18 protein-coding genes are annotated in these 20930 nt (G+C 62.3%); 7 read left to right on the top strand and 11 right to left on the bottom strand.

Going from position 1 to position 20930, the window contains the following annotated elements; genetic code table 11:
* Position 1: 1 nt before the first annotated feature.
* The 5 genes from ACFX4F_RS12675 to ACFX4F_RS12655 form a co-directional block, all read right to left on the bottom strand.
* Positions 2 to 1792, bottom strand: a complete 1791-nt coding sequence (locus ACFX4F_RS12675) for an AIPR family protein (RefSeq protein WP_380655783.1) — start codon at positions 1790 to 1792, stop codon at positions 2 to 4.
* A complete protein-coding gene (locus ACFX4F_RS12670) occupies positions 1792 to 4878 on the bottom strand; it encodes a TrlF family AAA-like ATPase (protein WP_380655780.1) in 3087 nt (1028 codons plus the stop codon). Before ACFX4F_RS12670 ends, ACFX4F_RS12675 begins: the two co-directional genes overlap by 1 nt.
* The gene (locus tag ACFX4F_RS12665; protein ID WP_380655777.1) at positions 4875 to 7754 is read right to left on the bottom strand and encodes an SNF2-related protein; all 2880 of its coding nucleotides are present in this window, start codon (positions 7752 to 7754) and stop codon (positions 4875 to 4877) included. Before ACFX4F_RS12665 ends, ACFX4F_RS12670 begins: the two co-directional genes overlap by 4 nt.
* A gap of 1301 nt (positions 7755 to 9055) precedes the next feature.
* Positions 9056 to 9412, bottom strand: a complete 357-nt coding sequence (locus ACFX4F_RS12660) for a hypothetical protein (RefSeq protein ID WP_380655774.1) — start codon at positions 9410 to 9412, stop codon at positions 9056 to 9058.
* Between the two features lie 555 nt (positions 9413 to 9967).
* Positions 9968 to 10891 (bottom strand): LysR family transcriptional regulator, encoded by a 924-nt coding sequence (locus tag ACFX4F_RS12655; RefSeq protein WP_380655771.1) that lies wholly within the window; start codon positions 10889 to 10891, stop codon positions 9968 to 9970.
* A 96-nt stretch (positions 10892 to 10987) separates the two neighbouring features.
* Here ACFX4F_RS12655 and ACFX4F_RS12650 point away from each other — a divergent pair, with 96 nt between their 5' ends.
* From ACFX4F_RS12650 to ACFX4F_RS12635, 4 genes are all read left to right on the top strand, one after another.
* Positions 10988 to 11827 (top strand): type 1 glutamine amidotransferase domain-containing protein, encoded by an 840-nt coding sequence (locus ACFX4F_RS12650; protein WP_380655768.1) that lies wholly within the window; start codon positions 10988 to 10990, stop codon positions 11825 to 11827.
* Between the two features lie 98 nt (positions 11828 to 11925).
* Positions 11926 to 12663: a hypothetical protein gene (locus ACFX4F_RS12645; RefSeq protein WP_380655765.1), complete on the top strand. Its 738-nt coding sequence runs from the start codon at positions 11926 to 11928 to the stop codon at positions 12661 to 12663.
* Between the two features lie 85 nt (positions 12664 to 12748).
* Positions 12749 to 13228: a hypothetical protein gene (locus ACFX4F_RS12640; RefSeq protein WP_380655762.1), complete on the top strand. Its 480-nt coding sequence runs from the start codon at positions 12749 to 12751 to the stop codon at positions 13226 to 13228.
* Positions 13229 to 13314: 86 nt separating this feature from the next.
* On the top strand, positions 13315 to 14097 hold the full coding sequence (locus tag ACFX4F_RS12635) for a 3-hydroxybutyrate dehydrogenase (protein WP_380655759.1): 783 nt from the start codon (positions 13315 to 13317) through the stop codon (positions 14095 to 14097).
* Here ACFX4F_RS12635 and ACFX4F_RS12630 read toward each other — a convergent pair.
* The 5 genes from ACFX4F_RS12630 to ACFX4F_RS12610 all read right to left on the bottom strand — a co-directional run bounded on the left by ACFX4F_RS12630 (position 14094) and on the right by ACFX4F_RS12610 (position 16855).
* The gene (locus ACFX4F_RS12630) at positions 14094 to 14861 is read right to left on the bottom strand and encodes a hypothetical protein (protein WP_380655756.1); all 768 of its coding nucleotides are present in this window, start codon (positions 14859 to 14861) and stop codon (positions 14094 to 14096) included. The two genes, ACFX4F_RS12635 and ACFX4F_RS12630, sit on opposite strands and share 4 nt — an antisense overlap.
* Positions 14862 to 14996: 135 nt before the next feature.
* Positions 14997 to 15542, bottom strand: a complete 546-nt coding sequence (locus ACFX4F_RS12625; protein WP_380655753.1) for a chemotaxis protein CheW — start codon at positions 15540 to 15542, stop codon at positions 14997 to 14999.
* Between the two features lie 73 nt (positions 15543 to 15615).
* The gene (locus ACFX4F_RS12620; protein ID WP_380655750.1) at positions 15616 to 16074 is read right to left on the bottom strand and encodes an SRPBCC family protein; all 459 of its coding nucleotides are present in this window, start codon (positions 16072 to 16074) and stop codon (positions 15616 to 15618) included.
* Between the two features lie 2 nt (positions 16075 to 16076).
* On the bottom strand, positions 16077 to 16391 hold the full coding sequence (locus ACFX4F_RS12615; protein WP_100436164.1) for a helix-turn-helix transcriptional regulator: 315 nt from the start codon (positions 16389 to 16391) through the stop codon (positions 16077 to 16079).
* Between the two features lie 8 nt (positions 16392 to 16399).
* Complete coding sequence (locus ACFX4F_RS12610) at positions 16400 to 16855, bottom strand: SRPBCC domain-containing protein (RefSeq protein ID WP_380655747.1); 456 nt, start codon at positions 16853 to 16855, stop codon at positions 16400 to 16402.
* 165 nt (positions 16856 to 17020) lie between these two features.
* Between ACFX4F_RS12610 and ACFX4F_RS12605 the strand changes: the two genes are divergently transcribed.
* A complete protein-coding gene (locus ACFX4F_RS12605) occupies positions 17021 to 17545 on the top strand; it encodes a GNAT family N-acetyltransferase (RefSeq protein ID WP_380655744.1) in 525 nt (174 codons plus the stop codon).
* Between the two features lie 12 nt (positions 17546 to 17557).
* Here ACFX4F_RS12605 and ACFX4F_RS12600 read toward each other — a convergent pair whose 3' ends face one another.
* A complete protein-coding gene (locus tag ACFX4F_RS12600; RefSeq protein ID WP_099821289.1) occupies positions 17558 to 18013 on the bottom strand; it encodes a MarR family winged helix-turn-helix transcriptional regulator in 456 nt (151 codons plus the stop codon).
* Between the two features lie 70 nt (positions 18014 to 18083).
* Here ACFX4F_RS12600 and ACFX4F_RS12595 point away from each other — a divergent pair, with 70 nt between their 5' ends.
* On the top strand, positions 18084 to 19190 hold the full coding sequence (locus ACFX4F_RS12595; protein ID WP_380655740.1) for an FAD-dependent oxidoreductase: 1107 nt from the start codon (positions 18084 to 18086) through the stop codon (positions 19188 to 19190).
* Positions 19191 to 19297: 107 nt separating this feature from the next.
* On the top strand, positions 19298 to 20930 hold a 1633-nt coding region (locus ACFX4F_RS12590; protein ID WP_380655737.1), incomplete at its 3' end, for an oleate hydratase.

Genomic DNA, 20930 nt, shown 5'->3' with positions numbered 1-20930 from the left:
CTCATAGTTGTGGCGCGCGGTTCGACAAGTAGTCGATCAGGCGCTTGCGCGGATACGCGTCCGCTGCATTCTGAATATTGCGTAGTGGCGCTATGGCCGGATCGGCACCCAGCGCAAAGTGTGTTTCCATCAGGTCGGCCAGGAAGGCCGCGACGTTGCCCTGGTTGCGGAAGTAAGCCAGTGGCCCCTCAACAATGAGTCGTTGCTGGCCGACGTCGAAAGCCTGCTGCCGGAGCTGATCGAGCGGCTGGCTGATCAGTGCGGGGGTCACCGCCGGATCGATGACGGCTGCCGCGCCGATGCGGTTGCGCAGGCGCTTCATCATGACCGCCGTGATGACGTGCACGCCATGACGGTAGATCAGGCGTTCCTGGCTGCGCGCTGGGGCCTTCTGTTCGTAGTCCACTACGAGGGTGCGAATCGCGCGGTGGCACAGAACCGCATTGACCAGCGTCACGCCCGGTAGCGCGGCAGTGAACAGCGCCTGGTAGTCGGCGGAGTCGGGGTTGGCGAGCCGCACCGGTTCGCTCTTGAGCCACACGGCGTAGCGAGGGTCGTTCTGTTGCGAGGCCAGTGCCCGCAGAGCCTCATCGAGCGTGATGGCCTTGGTGCCGGTCGCGAGTGCCTCGGGGCGATAGTGGTAATCGAAACTGAGGTGGGCGATCTCCTGCCGCAGCCTCTCCTGGTTCTCGTCCAGCGAGGCGAAGTTCGCGGTCTGTACCGGGTTCTGGTGGTTGCGAGCCTTGGTCACGCTCTTCCCAAATTGGCCATCCCTCGATGCCCTGATCAAAGTGAGCATCACCTTGGCGTCATCAATGCTCTTGCCCGGATGCTGGCGCACGAACTCGGCAGCGGAGGCAACCGTCTGCGCGCCGTTGATGATGGACAGGCCGCGCACCTTGAACCTCTTGACGCCATTCTTTTTGGCCTTCGGCTCGATTAGGTCGCAGACGGCTGTGACGCCATTGTTCAGGTAGAAAAAGTCCGCCGGGGCGTCATGCAAGGTCGTCTTGATGGCCTTGTTGACATCGGATTTGCTGCTGCCGAGGAAGTAGCGGATGTTGCGCTCGTACAGGGCCTTGCCGTGCATCTGGTGTAGACCCACCAAGTCCGCCAGCCGCGCAACACCATAATACGTAGCTCGCGGACTTTCGACTTTCGCGTGCTTCTGCAAAGCGATATCCGTGTGCACCGGTTGGTAGGCCTGTTCCGCCAACAGATCGCGGGCGATCTCGGTCGCCGTGTAGTACTCCACCTGCTTGGCCAGCCGCTCTTCGTCGAGGTCTTCGTCGTCGAGCAGCGCCTGCAAGGCGTCGCGGGCCGTTTGCGATACACCGTCGCCGGTATAGGGTACGACCAGCTTGATGTGGCTGCACGCATCGAGTGCGCCCTCGATATCAGCCTTCCGATTCAGAACATTTCCGTTGAACGCGGTGAAGTCCTGTTTGAGCAACAGGCGAATGCCCTCGCAGAACGGCAGCGCATCCTCCTGCTTGAACTGCTCGGATTCCTTCAGCTTGGTTTGCAGAAGGTACAGCGTCTCCGACGGCGCGTGATAGTGGATCGCGTCGATGCCCTTGTCGTTAAAGTCGTCCACGACCGAAGCGGCGGCCACCTGCGGGGTGATGTCGAGCAGCTTGTGCAGAGCGAAAGCGCTGAAGGCCCGTGAAAGCTGCTTCGCCGCCTGATCGGTGGGATTTGCATTGCCGAGCAACGGCGGCAGGAATGGAACGAAGCGGGCGGCGAGCGCCTGCTTCAGGAGGGCCAAGTACTGAGGTTCGAGCGCCGGCATCAATGGTACTTCCCGGATCGGTTTTCGAATGCGGGCTTCGTGCCTTCAAGTACAGTCACGACGGCGTCGTTGAGCCCCGTGTTCTCGATCGCCCCCGAGTCATAGTCGATGGTGGAGTCCGATGCTCGATCGAACCTCGCATGGATGATCTGCTCTGCATCACACACAACCGCCAAATTGGGGTTGTGTGTGACCATGATGATCTGCCGCTGCTTCTTGGCTTCCGACAGAACGGGCACGAGCAGGCGGAACACCGTCTCGTTGTCAAGGTTCTCTTCCGGCTGGTCTAGGATGATGGGCGTCTTTCCCTTGTCCACCAGCAAGTAGAAGATCAACAATAGTGCACCACGCTGCCCGGGAGAGAGTTGCTCGATCTGCGCGTCTTGGAACAGCAAAGAGTATCGCGGCTCAAGGAAGTTCAGCCCGAAGATCAGGTCATACACTGCCGCTGCGGATTGTCCCTTTTTCACCAAGTTGAAGATGCCAGCAGGCGACCCGGAAGCTCTGGCGGCTTCCAAGACCTTCTCCTGCAGGGTGCCAACGAAGGCCAACGCCCCGCCTCTGGTGTTCAGGTCATGACTGTCGAACAGCTTTCGGATTGTCGAAAGAGCCTCGTCCTGCCCACGGAAATCACCCCAGGTCTGCTTTATCAAGGCGAACAACTGATCCGCGATGGCATCCGCAGATGCCGCAAGAGTCGCCTGGAACTGCAACCTGTAGTCTTCCCGTATCAGGCCGTTCTTCTGGATCAAGTCCTGGACAGGTTTGAACAGTTCCGCACGCGCCGTGCGCTGGGCATCGAGGGTGTCGAATATTTCACCCGACAATTGCAATCGCTTTGCTTCCAACTCCTTGAGCTGTTCAGGCAGCGCCTTGATCTGCTCAGCACGAGTTTCCAAGCCAACCCTCGACTCCGGCTCGGTGGGTGAGCCGAGCAGTTCATTCCGCTTCCTGTTCCATTCGGCAAGCTGACGCTGGTAAGACTCGAACTGTTGCTGAGGCGCGTTCAGCTTCGCGGTGAACCCTTGCTGGGTCTCCGTGTAGGTCTCCAGGTTTTCAGCCAGCTGCTCGGACTCGGTCTTCAAGTCGCCCTGCTTCGTCGTGAGTTCAGCTGATCTCTTGTCGAGAGCACCTGTCTTGATGTCGATGGCTGCCAGATCGGACCAGGCGAACCCAAGCAACTTGAGGTCATCGGACACTGCATGCTGTGCTTGGTCAAAAGCCCGCTGGAGCAACCTTAACTGCTCACGAATATTAGCTATCGCCTTCTGCCGCTTGGCTAGTTCGGTGGTCTCGCCGGCGATCTTTAGCGTGCGCTTTTTCGCAGCTTCTATCTGCTGACTAGCCGCTGCCAAGCCCTCCGCAGCCTGCTTTTGCTCGGGGCTCAACGCTTCTGTGGGCGCAGCAACCTCCACTGGCTTTAGCTTGTCGTGTTCTTCAATCTGCTTGCCCTTCAGCAGAAGCAGGTCGGTGAGCTTCTTCAGCTCTATTGGCTGAAGCTGCTCCTCGATACGCACGATTGATGCGTTGACCGAGGCCAATTCCTTGCGGTACTCACCCAATCGGTTCCTGAGCGACTGCTCCTGCTGCTCCGTGAGTTGATCGAAGTCCAGTGCGCCCAACCTCATGTCTTCACTCGCGTGAGAGAAGATCACAGACCGAAGTTCCTTCTCGAAAGCATCCGACTTACCGGACACGTGCTCGTTGCACAGCTCCTCGAAGTAGCCCTGTGGGATGTAGCGAACAAGCTCTGCCTTCTCTTCGGATGGAGGCTCGTTAAGAGGTCGGGCTTCGGTGCTCTCGTCGCACCAAGTCAGCGTTCCGGTGAAGTGTCGTGCGGGTTCCCCGGTCTTCCCCAGGAAGCGATCTCGCCTGAGAAAGCTGAAGTGTTTGGACTGTTTAGAGTTGCCAAGCGTCGCGATGACATCCGCCAACGCGCTCTTCCCGCTTCCCTTGTTCCCGATGATGGCAACAAGGTCGGGATTCAACGGGATGTCGCAGCCGTGGAGCCATTGCCCTACGCCGGCCTTGTCTCCTGTCTTGGTGATTTCAATGGATTCGATGTAGTAGGTCTTGTTGGACTCGACTTCCTGCACCTTGGGTGGTTTGTCGCCAATGTAGGAGCGCTTCGCCGGTTCACGAATGGCTTGTTTGAGGCCACGGAACGTTGGGTCGGCCTTGATCCACGTCTTCTTGCCAGAGGGGAAGTCGCCATAGCCCCGCTTGTCGTTACTACCCGGTGTCCCAACGAAGCAGTGAGCATCGCTCCCTGAGACTGCCAGACGCGGGATGTTCTTCAGGCCTGCCTGAAAGTTCTTGAAATACTTGGTGTTGCCGTGTGTCTGCTCGCCAACAAGCGCGCCGCGTAGGTCAACGTCACGCGTCTCGAAGATCGGTGAAGTCTGAAAGAGATTCATGGCATAGGCATAGTGCTCTTTCCATTCGACTTCGGCCAAGCCATCGTTTGTATCAAACGGCATGAAGCCGATTGCGTGTTCATAGGGAACCTTCCGGATCGCTTCCCTGTATGAGTCGGCGTTGATCTCGGCGATCACGGCGCCCGCAAGCAAAGCCTTCTCGTCGGATGCGTCCACGTCGGCCTTCTTGAACCCGTGATGCTTCAGCTTGTCCCCACCGACCCTCCTGGCAAGGTCCCTCAATGCCGACTCTGAAAGCGGCCTGTCTACCAACTCAATGCGCAAGGCAGACTTGAAGTCCAGAAGCACTTGGTCTTCAACTTCGTTCGAGAACAACACGTGGGCGTTCAGTCGTCCTTTCATCGGGGCTGCGAGTCGTAGCTCAATACCTGGAAGGACCAGCTTCTTTAGGACCGGAGCACCTTCATCCTTGAGGCGCTTTCGCAGCGCAAGCCAGCCATCGAAGGTCCAGTAGTCCATGATGGCGAACACAGCGGGTTCGGCCTTGTTCATGGCTTCGATCATTTGATCGACCAGCTCCGTGGTTTGGGCAGATGACAGATCGCCGTCAAACTTCTGTCCTTGCCAGTGGAATGAGGCTGGCGTGTGGATATGCAGGTCCCATTGCCGCCAAAGTGCTCCTCTCGCGAGTTCTCTCTTGGTCGTCATATCAACTCCCACTCGACAGTGAACAGCGTGCGCTCCTCGACCTGCTGTTGGAGTTGCACTTCAAGCCGGCTGATCAAGTCATTGTGCTGCGCTTCGACTTCGTCCTGCCGGGCAAACAACTCGCGGCGCAGCTTGCTGCGCTTGCCTTCTAGTTCGCGCTGCTTCTTCTGCCATGACAGCTTTTCTTCCAGCGTCGGCGAGGTCGCGGCGGTTCGGCGCACCTCCTTGATCTCGCGGTCGATCTCCTTGATCTCCTGCTCCAGACCGAGCTTCAGGTCGTCCGCCCAAGCATCCAGCTTCTGGACTTCCTGCTCGAAGTAGCCGAGGTTGCGCTCGTTGACGTCCCGCAGGAGTGCGGTCTTGCGGGCTTCCACGTCGGCCAGCAGGGTGACGCCAGGGGCGTTGAACAGACTCGCGGTCTGTGTGGCTGCGGGCAGGCGCAGCAGTTTTTCCGGATCTTCTTCCGCGAGCACGACGCCGTCGGTCGTGCCCGCCGCAACCAGCAGATGTTGCTCCTGGTTGCCGAGTGTCTCGACCGAGATTAGCTTCACGGTGAGCCATCCGGCTTTGCCGCGCCAGGCTTCAAGCGTGCTGATCTTGGCACCGTGGGCGTTGTAGTCGAAGACGAGGCGAGCCCCGCCGAGTGCCCGAGCCTTGGCCTGCTCGATGCCCCATCGCGCCAGCGGATGATTGATGCGGTATAGGTGCGCGTCGCCGGAGCGGCGGGGCAATTCATAGCGCCCCAGCTCGATGCCCGCGAGGTCGCTGTGCTCGACTCCAGTCGGCATGTGGCGGAGATTGAAACCGTCGTCATCGAACGCGGCGCAATGGACCAGTTCGGCGCGGGTCAAGTCCATCAGCATGCGCTCGAAGCGATTGCGCGCGTTGCGGCTGTCGTCGGCCCGCATGCGCAGCTTCTCCTGCACCTCCTCATCGAAGTTCTCAAGCAATACCTGGCGCGTCTTGACCATCGCCTGGTTGATCTCGCCGGAGAGGTCGAGCTGGAGTTGCTCGAAGCTGAACTTGATTTCCTCGGGCTCTCGGCAGTTCTGGTAGATCTCGGCGATACGCCGCTCGAAATCGACGCCCGAACCGATGGCACCCAGCACTTCGTCGCTAGCCCCAAACACGCCCTCGAAGAGCTGGAACTTCTGCGACAGCAGCTCATACACCCGTGCATCGGCCTCATTGCTGCGGTCGACGAAATTGACCACCACCACGTCGTGCTTCTGACCGTAGCGGTGGCAGCGCCCGATGCGCTGCTCGATGCGCTGCGGGTTCCACGGCAGGTCGTAGTTGATAACGAGCGAGCAGAACTGGAGGTTGATGCCTTCGGCTCCGGCCTCGGTGGCAATCATGACCTTGCCACGCTCCTTGAAGTGCTCGACCAGTGCCGCACGGGTGTCGGCGGTCTTGGAGCCTGTGATGCGGTCGGTGCCTTCGTGGCGCTTCAGCCAGTCCTTGTAGATCGCCTGCGCAGGCTGGTCGCTATTGGTGCCGTTGAAGAGCACGATGCCGTCGCCGTATGGCGTGTCGGCCAGCACGTTAAGGAGGTATTCCTGCGTGCGCTTGGATTCGGTGAAGATGATGGCCTTTCTGGCGGCGCCCAACCGATCCAGTTCGGCGAAGGCGCGATCCAGCGCGGTGAGCAGCGCCTTGCCCTTGGCGTTGTCACGGATGTTGGTTGCCAGCGTTTTGAAGTGGCGCAGCTCCTCGATCTCCTGCGCGATGGCATCACGCTCGGTGCGGCTCGTTGCCTTGGTGCCCGGCTCTTGGTCTTCCCATTCGTCAGCGGTCTCGTCGAGCGACTCGTAGTCCTCGTCCAGTTCTTCGGCGAGATCGGCAACCGCGGGAGTTTCATTCAGCACACCCTGGAGACGCTTGGCCATCGTCTCCAACGCACCCGCAATCGCGTGCGTGCTGGAGGCGAGCAGCTTCCACAGCACGAGCGAAATCAGTTGGCGCTGCCCCTCGGGCAGGGCCTTGAGGTTGGGGCGGCGTAGGTAATCGGCGACGAGCCTGGAAAGTTCCTGCTCTTCGCTCGACGGCGTGAACTCCTCGACGATGGCCTTGCGCGCTGTGTACGATACGTAGGGCTGAACCTGTTTGCGTAGGGTGCGCTTGCAGATGGGGGCCAGCCGGTCACGCAAGCTGCTGAAGGATTGCTCTCTGCCAGTGAATTGCGAGCGGAAGCTATCAAGGTCTCCGAACACCCGGTCATCGATGAAGCTGACCAGCCCATAGAGTTCGAGCAGCGAGTTCTGCAGCGGTGTCGCGGTCAGGAGCGCCTTGGAGTGAACGCGCGACAGCGCCTCCTTGAGGGTCTTGGCGATGACGTTGCTGGTTTTGTAGACGTTGCGCAGGCGATGCGCTTCGTCGAGGACGACCAAGTCCCATTCGATGCCCTTGACATCGTCAGCCTTGGCCTTCGCGAACTGGTAGGAACAGATGATCGGACCAGAGGCGAACAGAAACGGGTTTCGCTGCTCCTGCTTGCGGATCGCGTTGTAGCTTTTGGCTTCGAGGATCAGCCCTTGCAGGCCGAACTTGTCCTGCAGCTCCTGATGCCATTGCTTGCGCAGGTTCGCCGGAACGATGATGAGCACCTTCCGCCGCCGTTCCGCCCAGCGTTGGGAGATGACCAAGCCGGCTTCGATGGTCTTGCCCAGACCAACCTCGTCGGCGAGGATCACGCCGCGAGAGAGGGGGTTGCGGCAAGCGAAGAGCGCGGCCTCGACCTGATGGGGATTCAGATCGACCTGCGAATCGACCAAGGTCGAAGCCAGCGACTCCACCGAGTCGCTTGCTGCACGCCTGGTCAGCAGCCAAGCAAAGTACTGGCTCTGATGTGGTGTCAGAGGCTGCTGTGATGACAACGGCGATCCTCCCCTTAGCTCCTCGCCGAGCGTGATTTGGCGGCTAGCCGGAGCCGCACCTCGACGACCTTCGGCGCATTCTTGAAACTGTTAACATTCCCCCAAGCATCGGTTCGGCCTCGAGTGTAGAACAACGCCCATTGAAGCGCGTTTGAGCGCCGAAGCGTTCCGCTTACTTTACGGCAATACTCTTCGTTGCTTTGAGGCTTTAGGGAGTGCTGTGGCTTGCCAGATTCTACCAAAGGTTGGTGACCGATAGCCACCGGGTGGACAGCAACTGGGCGTCCGGCAGTTCGGGTCTGAAATGTACAGTTGGGTCCATTCTGAACGTGGGGACATCAGCTGCGCTAGGCTCCACGTGACGCCCCTATGCTCGGGCTGTTCGTCGAGAATGGATGCCGGCCTACGCTGCAGAAACTCGCGTCATTGGATGGCCCGCCCCGACCCCGCTCGGAAACACCAGGATGTGCTTGCTGTCGAGGCAATGCCATTTTCAGTGCTGGAGCCCAGGCGGTCAGTTGTGCCAGAGGGGGGGAGCTCCGAGAAGCGTGCTGGAGCAACTCCGAGCCCAGCTTTGAACACGCTATGGCTCGAAGAACACGCTATCGCTCGAACTATCCGTCCGAACAAAAAGTGGAAGAGTGTGCAGCGGAATCCGGAGCTTTCGCAGGCCTGCATGATGGTGGAAGTAGAATGGTCGTCCCATCTTCTCGAGACAAGCCCTCAAAAGCTCGATATCGACGGTGAATTCACTGTCAATCTTCAATGCCTCCCATCCCATGCGACACCGAAACGTTCAAGATTATGACTTCGTTTTTGCGCTAGTCGAATAGCACCTCTTGCTGCATCACTTGAGATCGCCTGTGGTGTGCCGGAGATGGCCCCGGCAAGCAGAAACCTGAAATACTCATCGGCCCGAGATGCGTCGTTGTTGTATTTGGAGCAGGAAGGCACCGTGATAAGCCGCGATCGATCTCGGTCGCTTGGATAGAGGCATTTCGGAGGGGCATGCTCTCGCCCCGTTGCTCTAGCGTCGCACTGGTAGCAACTAGGGCACTGCGAATTTTCCATAGAGCCTATCGGGGAGCCGGATTGTGGACTGCCATTGCGGCAAAGATCCAGCTTCAGTAGAAATTGTGGTCCTATGCGCAGAGGAAGCGACCGTCGGTTGGGCTACTGGTCTAGGGAGGGCCGGAGGTAGGATGAAGATGAGGATTCTGAGGCTTAGTTTGATCGGGGTGCGGTGAGGGCGACTGAGATTCAGATGGGCCAGATCAGGTCGCCCTTGAAGGCCTTAGCAATCACTCCGGCCTAACCTCCTGACAAGCCCACTCAGCCAACCCCCGGCAAGCTAGGAACAACCCATCAACAACGCCCTCATCCAGATGCCGCTCCGGCTCCGCTGCCACCCGGCAGCGGTCGGCCGAGTGCAGCACCTCGAGCACCGTCAGTAGCCCCACCAACGCGCGCTCGGTTCTCGCCAGGCTCACGCGGCGGCCGGGTGACACATCGTTCTCCGGCCAGGGCAACCCATCAGCGCCTTCGCAGTCGCGCATGCGCTTGAGGATGCCGAGCAGGGAGTTCAGGTCGGGCAGCGGCGTGTCGTCGTTGATGGGCTCAACAACGGTGTACGAAGAGAAGGTATCGGACTCGTTCATGGCGTCGGTTTCCTTGGCTGTGCTTAACAGCGCCACCGCGTAAGCGGGGTGGCGGACGATGCGTGGCTGCAAACCGGGATGAGCAAGCACATAGACCGGCGGGCCCGAAGGCCCCCACGCACCGCCCGCCATATAGGCCGACGGATTGCCCGCCGGCACCGGTTAAGGACGGTGCCGACGGGCAAGCGTAAACAACAGGTGCTTTTCTCATCGCGGGTTTGCAGACCCGTTGCCACCCGTTGTCGGTGGCGCGCCATGGTGTTTACGCGGTCGCTTCGAATGCAAATTGAAATTCGCGAAGAAATCGCGGAGTTCGAGAGCGAAGATCTATTGTTGCACGCAGCATTCGTGCAGCACGCGACGCCATAGGACGCATTCGCGCAGATGCTCTGCTGATTGCGAATCAAAGTGGCGCAATCGCCCATGCCGCAAGCGCATAGCGCGACGGAGTTCTTTACAACAGTTCTTAGTCAGCGTCGGCAGACAACGGCGGCCGATCAGCCGCACACCCCAACAATCGGTTCAAATGCGACATCGCTAGCGAGCCCCGCAACCTCAATCAACGCCGTCCTCAACCGCCGACGCATTCCCCACCAACAGCTCAATCATCGCCCGCGCCGCTGCCGACTGCCGTCGATGCGGCGCATAGATCACCGAGAACGGCCGCGATCTTCCCCGCAGCTGCGGCAACACTTCCACCAACTGCCCACGCTGCAACCGCTCGCGCACGATGAACTCATAGCTCTGGCAGATGCCGATGCCCTGTTCGGCCAGCGACACCACGCCCAGCACATCGTCGGAGGTCTCGATGGACGAACGCGGCAGCCAGTCCACGTCGCGCCCGTCGTCGCGGAAGATCCACGGTGCCAGCCGTCCGGTGCGCGGCATTACGAAGGGCAGGCACAGGTGCTGCTGCAGGTCGTCCAGCGTCTGCGGCGTGCCGCGCCGCTGCAGGTAGTCCGGCGCCGCCACCAGCAGCAGCGGTGCATCTTCCAGCTTTCGGCCCACCAGCCCGCTATCCGGCAGCTGGCCCAGGCGGATGGCCAGATCGAAGCCTTCGGCCACCAGGTCCACGTTGCGGTTGGTGATGTTCAGTTCCACCTGCACCTGCGGGAACTGCTGCGCAAAGCGCGCCAGCACGGGCGGCAGCCGGTAGTGGCCGTAGGTGGTGGGCACGCTCAGGCGCACGCGGCCGGCAAGCGCACCGTCCTGGGCCAGCACGTCGCGTTCGGCGTCGTCCAGCAGGCCGAAGGCGGTGCGCACCTGTTCCCGATAGAGCCGCCCAGCGTCGGTCAGGCCCACGCGGCGGGTGGTCCGCTGCAGCAGCTGCCGGCCCAGCCGCGCTTCCAGGCGGGTGACCGCGCGGCTCAGCACCGAGGGCGTGGTGGACAGCGCCACCGCGCCGGCCGTGAACGAGCCGTGCTCGACCACCGCCAGGAACACCTCCACGTCGCCCAGGTAGTCGAACTTGCGGCTCATTTAGCTCTCCGGGGAACAGATGTTTTGCGATAAGGCCAATTTATCGCCGCTGGGGCGATGAATAAAGTGGCGGCCATTCCCCGATAGGAGCTCCCCATGAACCTGATGACCCGGCTGGCCGCAGCGCTGGCCCTGACCCTGGCCGCAACCGGCGCGCATGCCGCCAACGTGCTGGTGGTGCTGTCCGACGAAAGCCACCTGGACCTGAAGGACGGCAAGGTGCTGTCCACCGGCTTCTATCTCAACGAGCTGATGCAGCCGGTCAAGCTGCTGCTGGACGCGGGCCACGAGGTGACCTTCGCCACACCCCAGGGGCGGGCACCGACGGTGGATGCGTCATCGGTGACGCCGGCGTACTTCGGCAACGATGCTGCGCAGCTGACGCTGCACAAGGACCTGCTGAAGAAGCTGGCGCTGACCTCGCCGACGGCCTCGCCGGTGGTCAGTCTGGCGCGCGTCGAGCAGCAGGGTTATGCGCGTTTCGATGCGGTCTACATTCCCGGTGGCCACGCACCGATGCAGGACCTGCTGAAGAGCCCGGCGCTGGGTCGGTTGCTGGCCGACTTCCACCAGCGCAACAAAACCACCGCGCTGGTCTGCCACGGGCCGATCGCGCTGCTGTCCACGCTGCCGGATGCGGCTGGTTTCGTGGCGACGCTGGACACGGGTGCGATGCCGGCCGCGCCGAAGTGGATCTACAGCGGCTACCAGATGACGGTGATCAGCAACCAGGAAGAAGAGCAGGCCAAGCCGCTGCTGGGCGGCGGTGAGATGAAGTTCTACCCGCAGACGGCGTTGGTGCGGGCGGGTGCGAAGTTCAGCAGCAATGCCACGCCGTGGACGGGGCATGTGGTGGTGGATCGCGAACTGATTACCGGGCAGAACCCGGCGTCGGCACTGGAGGTGGGGCAGCGGTTGGTGGAGCGGTTGAAGTAAGTCGGTTTTTTCATCGCCTGCTGCGTCATGGCACCATGGTGGACTGGCTTCGCTCCTTTGGGCGGGGCCGGTTATCCAGGGAATCCATTCAACACGACATGCGTACGTCCGTCCTCTTCATTCTCTCCGCCCTGTGCTTGACCCTGCTGTCTGGCTGCGCCAGTGGGCCGGACTACCACCATTCCAGTCGCGAGATTACCGGCGCGTTCGTGGCCGACGACGGCAAGCTGTACCTGCTGCCGGTCTATGACGAGCAAATGCGCTTTGATGCCGCGCCGTTCCGTGATTACCGTGCGCTGATGGACAGCCCGCTGCGCGAGGCCGTGGTCTGCGCGCAGCTGTACTTCCGTGAGGACTGGCGCGTGCCGGCCGACAGGACCAAGGTGCACGGCAGCTACGCGCTGCTGCTGCGACCAGAGCAGGTGACGCCGGAACTGGCGGCGCAGTTCAAGCTGGAACGGTTGGAGATCAGCCCGCGGGTGGCCAAGGCCATCGATGGATTGACGCGCCGGCCGTACATTCTTGAAGCACGGACCCGCTACGAACTGGCGGCCAACCCGGACTGTAATCTTTCCAGGCAGGGCGGCAGCTATTACAGCGCGCTGTTCGAGAGTGATGGCGAGCGGGTGACGTTGCCGGACGCTGCGGCGCTGGCGGCGAAGGCGAAGCTGACGCAGTCGATTACCGCGCGGGCTGAGCGGATCCGGCCGGATGATACGGAGAAGCCGGGGGTTGGGACGACGGCCGGGAAGGTGCTGGGCGCGGCGTTGGCGCCTGTTGCGGTTCCGGTGTTTGTGCTGAGCCTGCCGTTTTTGGGGCCGGATCATTGGAAGTGATGGGGCGTTGAAGCCGAAGCATCCACGCGTGGCGTGGATCTACCTGGGCGTCGCCAATGCCTGAAAGTTCATCGTGGAGATCTGTGTGGCAAGCGCATTGGAAGGTGTTTTGAAGACCGTGGGCTTCATTGTCCTTGCGGCGCTTCCGTTGGTGATCCTTTGGTTCATCCTTCGGCGAATGTCAGCGACTGCCCGTTCTACTGTGAAAACAGGGCTGCGTTTGCATCCCCCTCGCCGGATTTCCGGTACGTCCATGACCTTGGTGATGGTGGATGGGAAAGAGGATCGGGAGCACTACTTCTTTGATGCGGAGTCCTTCTACCTGCGGCGTGGCCCGGTGCCCACGGCCGTTCCGCTCTCGCAGATCACCTCCGTCACCCGAACCTCCGATGTCATCTACGGGCGCTATGTCTGGCAGGTGTGCTTCAGTAAAGCATCGGGAAGAAAGTGCGTGACGTTCACCAACAATCTGACGCTGTTCAACCGCGATTTCCTGCTGTTCCTAGAGGCGGTGCGGAAAGCCAATCCCCTGGCGACCGTTGAGCGAGCGGGCGTCCTCTTCTAACCGTGGGCCGACATCGGCCGTTCCATTCAAAAGGGGGTTGGCCCGTGGAGCTACACTGGCGGCCTACGCCCGATGGAAGCTCGCCCATGTTCAACGGAAAGGTCGCGGTGGTCACCGGCTCCACCAGCGGTATCGGTCTTGGCATTGCCAGTGCGTTGGCGCGGAAGGGTGCCGACATCGTGTTGAATGGCTTTGGCGATGCGGCGGAGATCGAACGCATACGTTCCAGCCTTGAAGCCGAATTCGGCGTACGGGTGGCGCATGATGGCGCCGACCTTTCGCGTGGCGAGGCAGTGCGGGAGATGGTCGACCGCGCCGTCGCGACGATGGGGCGCATCGACATCCTGGTGAACAATGCGGGCATCCAGCACACCGCGTCGATTGAGGCGTTTCCCGTAGCGAAGTGGGATGCGATCCTCGCGCTGAATCTCTCGGCGGTGTTCCACTCAACGGCGGCGGCCTTGCCTTACATGAGGCAGCAGGGGGCCGGTCGCATCATCAACATCGCGTCAGTGCACGGGCTCGTTGGTTCGGTAAACAAGTCGGCCTATGTGGCGGCCAAGCATGGCGTAGTGGGGTTCACCAAGGTGACCGCGCTGGAGAATGCGGGCACTGGCATCACTGCCAATGCCATCTGCCCGGGGTGGGTGCGAACGGCGCTGGTCGAGCAGCAGATCACGGCATTGGCCGAGAAGGACGGCACGGATCAGGAATCCGCGGCGCGCGCTCTGCTGGCAGAGAAACAGCCTTCGTTGCAGTTCGTGACGCCTGAGCAGCTGGGGGAGATGGTGGTGTTCCTGGCCTCGGATGCTGCGGCTCAGATTACGGGCACAGCGCTGCCGGTGGATGGTGGCTGGACAGCCCGCTAGCTGCTGGCCGGCTGTGCCCGCCGCTGCAGCATCGGCATTGCCACCAGCGTTGCCAGGATCGCAAACAGCACCAGAGATGAGCCCACCGTACCGAAGCCAAGGCCGCCTTTCTCCAGCGGCTTGGTAAGCAGGTCGCCGAAGGTCGCTCCGAACGGACGCGTCAGCACGAACGCGATCCAGAACAGCACCACCCGGTTGACGCCTTTGATGCGGCTGGCCAGCGCGGTAAGGGCGATGAGGCTGCCGATCAGCAGTGCGCCGCCGGTGAAGCCCAGCCCGGAATCGTCGGCGAGGAAGTCACCCAGCGCGGTGCCGAGCGTGTTGGAGAACAGCACGGCGGTCCAGTAGAAGCCTTCGGCGCGGCGTGACTCGATGTTGCTGACCGAGATCGACTTCTCCGACAACCGCCAGGCCAGCAGCACCAGCGCCAGGCAGCCGGCCAGCAGGCTGGCGCCAGTGGCGTAGCCCAGCCCCAGCGTGCGGTCGATCAGATCCGACATGGTGGTGCCGGCGGTGCTGGTGGCCAACACCACCGACCAGAACAGCAGCGGGTGGAAGTGACGTGCCGACAGCTGCACGGCCAGCAAGCCAGCGAAGATGGTCAGCAGGATGACCGAGCTGGCGACGTAGCCGAGGTTGAGCGTCATCGACAGTAGGTCGCCGGCGGTCTCGCCGAGGGTGGTGGCGGCGATCTTCATCACCCAGAAGCCGAGGGTGACCGCCGCCACTTTGCTGTGCAGGGAACCTGTGTCTGAAGCGCTCATCGAGGATTGCCTGGATTGTCTGCAGGCGATGCTGTGATGGGCGCCGTCGGAGGGCGGTCGGAGCCGGGTTTGGCGTGAGTGAGTGCGAGGGCGGCGTTCAGCGTTTGCCCGGCGCAACAGCCAAGCACCGGCGGATCACCCGATCTTCAACAGTGCGTGGTCGATCAATGGGGTCTCGCCCAAAGTGCCCAACGCGATGCGATGGCTGCAGAACCCCAACGAGGTATCCGCGGCGGGCCGCACCTTGTGGCGTGGCACGCTTTCGATGTCCCGCACCTCGTCCACGGCCAGAGCGAAGGTCTCCGCGCCGGCCTGCACCAGCAGCATGGCAGGGCAGCCATGGGCGAACCCGCTCAAACCAATGGCTTGACGCAGGTCGACCACCGGCAGGGCGTGGCCGCGCACGGTGAGGTGCGGACTCGTGCCACTGCCGGGGCGATCAAAGGTTTCCGGCCCGCGGATTTCAATCGCGGCTTCGACATCGATGGCAAACAGGTGGGTACCGGCCCGCACAACAACAACTTCAATGAAGGCCGGCGACGACGGGGCCGGTTCACCGGCCGAAGAGGAAGAGGGCTGCAAGAGGAACCTGTGGAAGGGTATTTGGACTGCGTCGCAATGATGCCGTGTTGATGTGCTGTAACGCGTGCTTGACGGGTGAGCGGCCAACACGCGTTGCATGCGTCGTTCAGCGGAATCAAGGCGCCTTCACGGGTCGGCTTGGGCCGGGGGGATTGCCAGCCATGGGCTGGCACTACCGGGGTTTGGCGAAGACATCCAGTCCTTTGCCGGTTTCCAGTAGCGACTTCAGGCTCGACAGCACGATCGGCCAGCCCTGGCGGATGCCGGTATCCATGCCGCTGCCCGGTTCCAGCTCGTCATGGGTCACCGTCAGCTTGACCATGTCCTCATACGGCACGATCTCGAACGTCACCCGGCTGTAGGCCTTCGGGTTGTCCGCCTGCGAGGCGGCCGCCCAGGTGATCACCAGCCGCGAGGGTGGGGTGTTTTCCACCACTTCGCCGACCAGCTCGACCTTGCGTTCGTCGTTGGCGCGCACGTGTTGCCAGCGCGACCCGGGCTTCCAGTCCGATACGTTTTCATGGCCCCAGTAGGTGCGGGCGATCTCCGGCCGGGTGATGGCCTCGAACACCTTCTGTGGCGTGGAGGCGATATAGATCACGTGGATGAAACGGGTGGATTCAGCGCTCATCGTCATTCTCCTTCCAGTTCCTGTTTGAGGTCATGCAGCAGGCTCAAGCGCTGCTGCTCGAACTTGCTTACCCAGCGCGTATAGACATCGTGCAACGGCACCGGGTTGATGAAGTGCAGCTTCTCGCGGCCGCGCCTGACGGTGCTGATCAGGTTGGCGTCTTCCAGCAGGCCAAGGTGCTGAGTGACCGATTGCCGGGCCATCTGCAGGTGCTCGCAGAGCTGCCCCAGCGTCTGTCCGTTGCGCTCGCACAGCAGGTCCAGCAGCGTGCGGCGCGTGGGGTCGGCCAGTGCCTTGAACACCTTGTCTGCATCCATGGGGGCCTTCAGTTCCAGTTGTCGATCTTGATGTCCTGCGGGCTGGGCTGGCCGCGCCCGGTTTCCAGCAGGGATTTCAGGCTCATCAGGAAGATGGCCCATTTGGTGCTGCAGTGGTGCATGAACTCCACGCGTTTCTTCCAGCCTTCGTGAGTGAACAGCACGATGCAGTAGTCGCCGTCCTGGTGCAGGGCGAAGCGCGCGGTGGTGCCGATCCATTCCGGCGGGCCGTCGATGAATTCCCACAGCACGAGCTCGTTTGGCTGAAGTTGCAGCAGCTTCATCTGCATGGCGCCGATCTGCACGCCGTTGGCGGTGAAGCGGGCGGTGGCGGTGCCGCCGACGTGGCGGTCGCCGGTGGTGTCTTCGGCCCACCAGGCGGCGATGCCTTCGGGAGTGGCCAGGGCCTGGTAGACCTGGGCCGATGGGCCGTTGATGCCGACTCTGTGCGCGATATCCACCATGACTGCGGCTCCACGGTGGGCGGCGGGGTGCCGTCCGTGGGATCACAATAGGCAGGTAAATGCCTGCATGTCAAGTGCGATGGTGAGGCGCGGGGTCGATACACTGGGTGCTTGCCAGGCATGGCCTGGCACTACTGGATTTGCGGGACGTCAGGGAGTGCGTGCGTGACTGAAGTTGGAAAGGACATCTTGAACATCCGTCGCGCCAGCGTGGCCGATGCGCCTGCGGTGCTGGGCTTGTTCGATGAGGTGATTGCGTGGTTCGTGGCCATCGGCAACCCGCAGCAATGGGGCACCGAGGCGTGGTCGTCCATTCCGCGCCGCATCACCCAGGTGAACGATGCCTGCGCGCTGCCCGGTGCGTGGGTGGCGGAAACCGCGCAGGGTGAGGTGCGTGCGTTCCTGGCGTTGGGCGAGGCGATGCCGTATGTGCCTGCGGCAACCGAGCCAGAGCTGTACGTGCGCGTGCTGATTGCTTCGCGCGATGCGCGGGTGCGTGGTATCGGCCGTCGCTTGATGGCGTTCGCGGACGAGCAGGCGCGCGCGGCGGGCTTGGATTACCTGCGCGTGGACTGCTATGGCGGTGGCAGTGGCGAGCTGGTGCGCTTCTACGAATCGTGCGGTTACGAGCGGCTGTCGACCTTCAACGTGGATGGCTGGCCGGGACAGGTGTTGGGCCGTCGTCTGTGAACTGACGGCGTCTCAGTTCTCTGCGTCCTGCAGTGCTGCATGCAGTTTGTCGGTGATCTGCTGCAGCGCGGCCAGGTCATCGGCTGAGAGATGGTCCAGGAAATTACGGCGCACGCTGGTGACATGGACCGGCCGTGCTGCGCCAAGCTGGGTGCGGCCTTCTGCGGTCATGCGGATCACCACGACGTTGTCGCTGTCGGTGTCGCGCTCGATCAGGCCGCGGCCGGCCATGCGGGTGAGCTGGTGCGAGAGCCGGGTCTTGTCCCATTCCAGGTAGTCCAGCAGTTCGCGCTGGCGGCGGCAGCGATCCTTTGCCTTGCTCAGTTCCATCAGCACGACGAAGTCGGCACTGGAGAGCCCGGTGCTGCGGGTGATGTCGTGGACGATGCGGCCGGAGGTGATCTCGGCCATGCGCCGGAAGCCGCGCCAGGCGGCCCACTCGTCGGGAGTGATGGTGGGTGAGGTCATGAGCCCACGTTGCCCGTGTTCGGTTGACGTGTCAACCGAAACGTTCTACGGTTGATATGTCAACTATTCCATGGGCCGCCTCATGCTGCAGCATCCGCGTATCGCCATCATCGGCGGAGGCCCCGCCGGCCTGACCGCCGCCCTCATCCTGCATCGCGGCGGCCACCGCGTGTGCGTGTACGAGGGCGAGTCGTCGGGGCAGCAGCGCACCCAGGGCGGCACGCTGGATCTGCACGAGGATTCCGGCCAGGTGGCGCTGCAGCGCGCCGGTCTGCTGGACGCATTCCGGGCCGTGGCGCGCCACGAGGGACAGGAACAGCGGACAGGCGATCCGTGGACCGGAGAGATTGTCGCCGGTGGATTCGGGCCGGAGGGAAGCATGGACAAGCCGGAGATCGACCGCGGCGACCTGCGCCAGCTGCTGCTGGGTGCGCTGCCGACCGACACGGTGCAGTGGGGCCATTGCCTGACCGAGCTAGTGCTTGCACAGGCAGGCCACCACAGCCTGCGCTTTGCCAACGGCGTGCAGGCCGAGGCGGACATCGTGATCGGTGCCGATGGTGCGTGGTCGAAAGTGCGCGCGGCGCTGAGTGCCTGCCAGCCGTTGCCGACCGGCATTACCTTCTTCGAAGGCTGGATCGCACAGCCTGCGGCGGATATCGCGGCCATGGTGGGGCAGGGCAGCCTGTTCTGCTTTGGCGGCGAGGAGGCGATGTTCGTGCAGCGCAACAGCGGTGATCGCCTCTGCGTGTATGCGGCGCTGAAGCGGCCTTCTGATTGGCTTGATGCGCAGATCGTGCAGCAAGGCATGCGCGCGCTGGTGACAGGAAGCTACACCGGCTGGGCACCGAACCTGCGGCGGCTGCTGGAGGCGTGCACCGACTTCGTGCGGCGGCCGATCTACAGCCTGCCGGCGGATTTCCGCTGGACACCGCGCAATGGTGTGACGCTGATCGGAGATGCAGCCCATCTGATGCCGCCGGTAGGCGTGGGCGTGAACCTGGCGATGCTGGATGCCTCGGATGTGGCGATGGCGTTGTGCGCGCAGCCGGATGCAGTGAGTGCCATCCGCCAGGCCGAAGCGGTGGTCTGTGAGCGCGTCCGCGCGCTGATGCCGGACGCCATCGACGGGTTCCAGCGCTGGTTCACTACCGAGGCGAATGCTGACGGCGGTTGAGGCCGCTTGCATCGGGGCATGCGTCACTGCGTCGCAGTCTCTCTGCAGGATGCGGTACATCGGTTCAGCGCTAGAGTGGGCTCACCCCATCCAGGAAGGAGACGCGCATGTTCTACAGCAGTGGCAACTACGAGGCCTTCGCACGCCCGCGCAAGCCGGTGGGCGTGGACAACAAGACGGCGTGGTTCGTCGGCTCGGGCCTGGCTTCGCTGGCCGGTGCGGCGTTCCTGGTGCGCGATGGGCGCATGCCCGGCGAGCGCATCACCATCCTGGAGCAGCAGCAGATTGCCGGTGGCGCGCTCGATGGCCTGAAGGTGCCGGAGAAGGGTTTCGTGATCCGCGGCGGCCGCGAGATGGAAGACCACTTCGAGTGCCTGTGGGATCTGTTCCGCTCGATTCCGTCGCTGGAAATAGACGATGCCAGCGTGCTGGACGAGTTCTATTGGCTGAACAAGGATGACCCGAACTATTCGCTGCAGCGCGCCACCGTCAACCGGGGCGAGGATGCGCATACCGATGGCCTGTTCACCCTGAGCGAGCAGGCGCAGAAGGACATCATCGCGCTGTTCCTGGCTACCCGGCAGGAGATGGAGAACAAGCGCATCAACGAGGTGCTGGGCCGCGATTTCCTGGACAGCAATTTCTGGCTTTACTGGCGCACGATGTTCGCGTTCGAGGAATGGCACTCGGCGCTGGAGATGAAGCTGTACCTGCATCGCTTCATCCACCATATCGGCGGGCTGCCGGATTTCTCTGCGCTGAAGTTCACCAAGTACAACCAGTACGAATCGCTGGTGCTGCCGCTGGTGAAGTGGCTGCAGGAGCGCGATGTGCGGTTCCAGTACGGCACCGAGGTGACCGATGTGGACTTCGCGCAGCAGGAAGGGCGACAGCAGGCCACGCGCATCCACTGGACGCAGGATGGCCAGGCCGGTGGCGTGGATCTGGGCGCGGACGATCTGCTGTTCATGACGATCGGCTCGCTCACCGAGAATTCCGACAACGGCGACCACCACACTGCTGCGCGCTTGAATGAAGGCCCGGCACCGGCGTGGGACCTGTGGCGGCGCATCGCGGCCAAGGATGCGGCGTTCGGGCACCCGGATGTGTTCGGCGCGCATATAGCGGAAACCAAGTGGGAATCGGCAACGGTGACCACATTGGACGCGCGCATTCCGGCATACATCGAGAAGATTGCCAAGCGCGATCCGTTCAGCGGCAGGGTGGTGACCGGCGGCATCGTGAGCGTGCGCGATTCACGCTGGCTGATGAGCTGGACGGTGAACCGCCAGCCGCACTTCAAGAACCAGCCGAAGGACCAGATCGTGGTGTGGGTGTATTCGCTGTTCGTGGATACGCCCGGCGATTACGTGAACAAGCCGATGCAGGACTGCACGGGCGAGGAGATCACCCGCGAGTGGCTGTACCACCTGGGCGTGCCGGTGGAGGAGATCGACGAGTTGGCGGCGACCGGTGCGAAGACGGTGCCGGTGATGATGCCGTACATCACCGCGTTCTTCATGCCGCGCCAGGCCGGTGACCGCCCGGACGTGGTGCCGGAGGGCGCGGTGAACTTCGCCTTCATCGGCCAGTTCGCCGAATCGAAGCAGCGCGACTGCATTTTCACCACCGAGTATTCGGTGCGCACGCCGATGGAAGCGGTGTATACGCTGCTGGGCATCGAGCGCGGCGTGCCGGAGGTGTTCAATTCCACCTACGACGTGCGCACGCTGCTGGCGG

The sequence above is a fragment of the Stenotrophomonas sp. YIM B13575 genome, from assembly GCF_042787595.1.
Lineage (GTDB): Bacteria > Pseudomonadota > Gammaproteobacteria > Xanthomonadales > Xanthomonadaceae > Stenotrophomonas > Stenotrophomonas lactitubi_B.
Note: the sequence above shows the minus strand (reverse complement) of the source record. Positions and strands in the feature narration are given on the sequence as shown.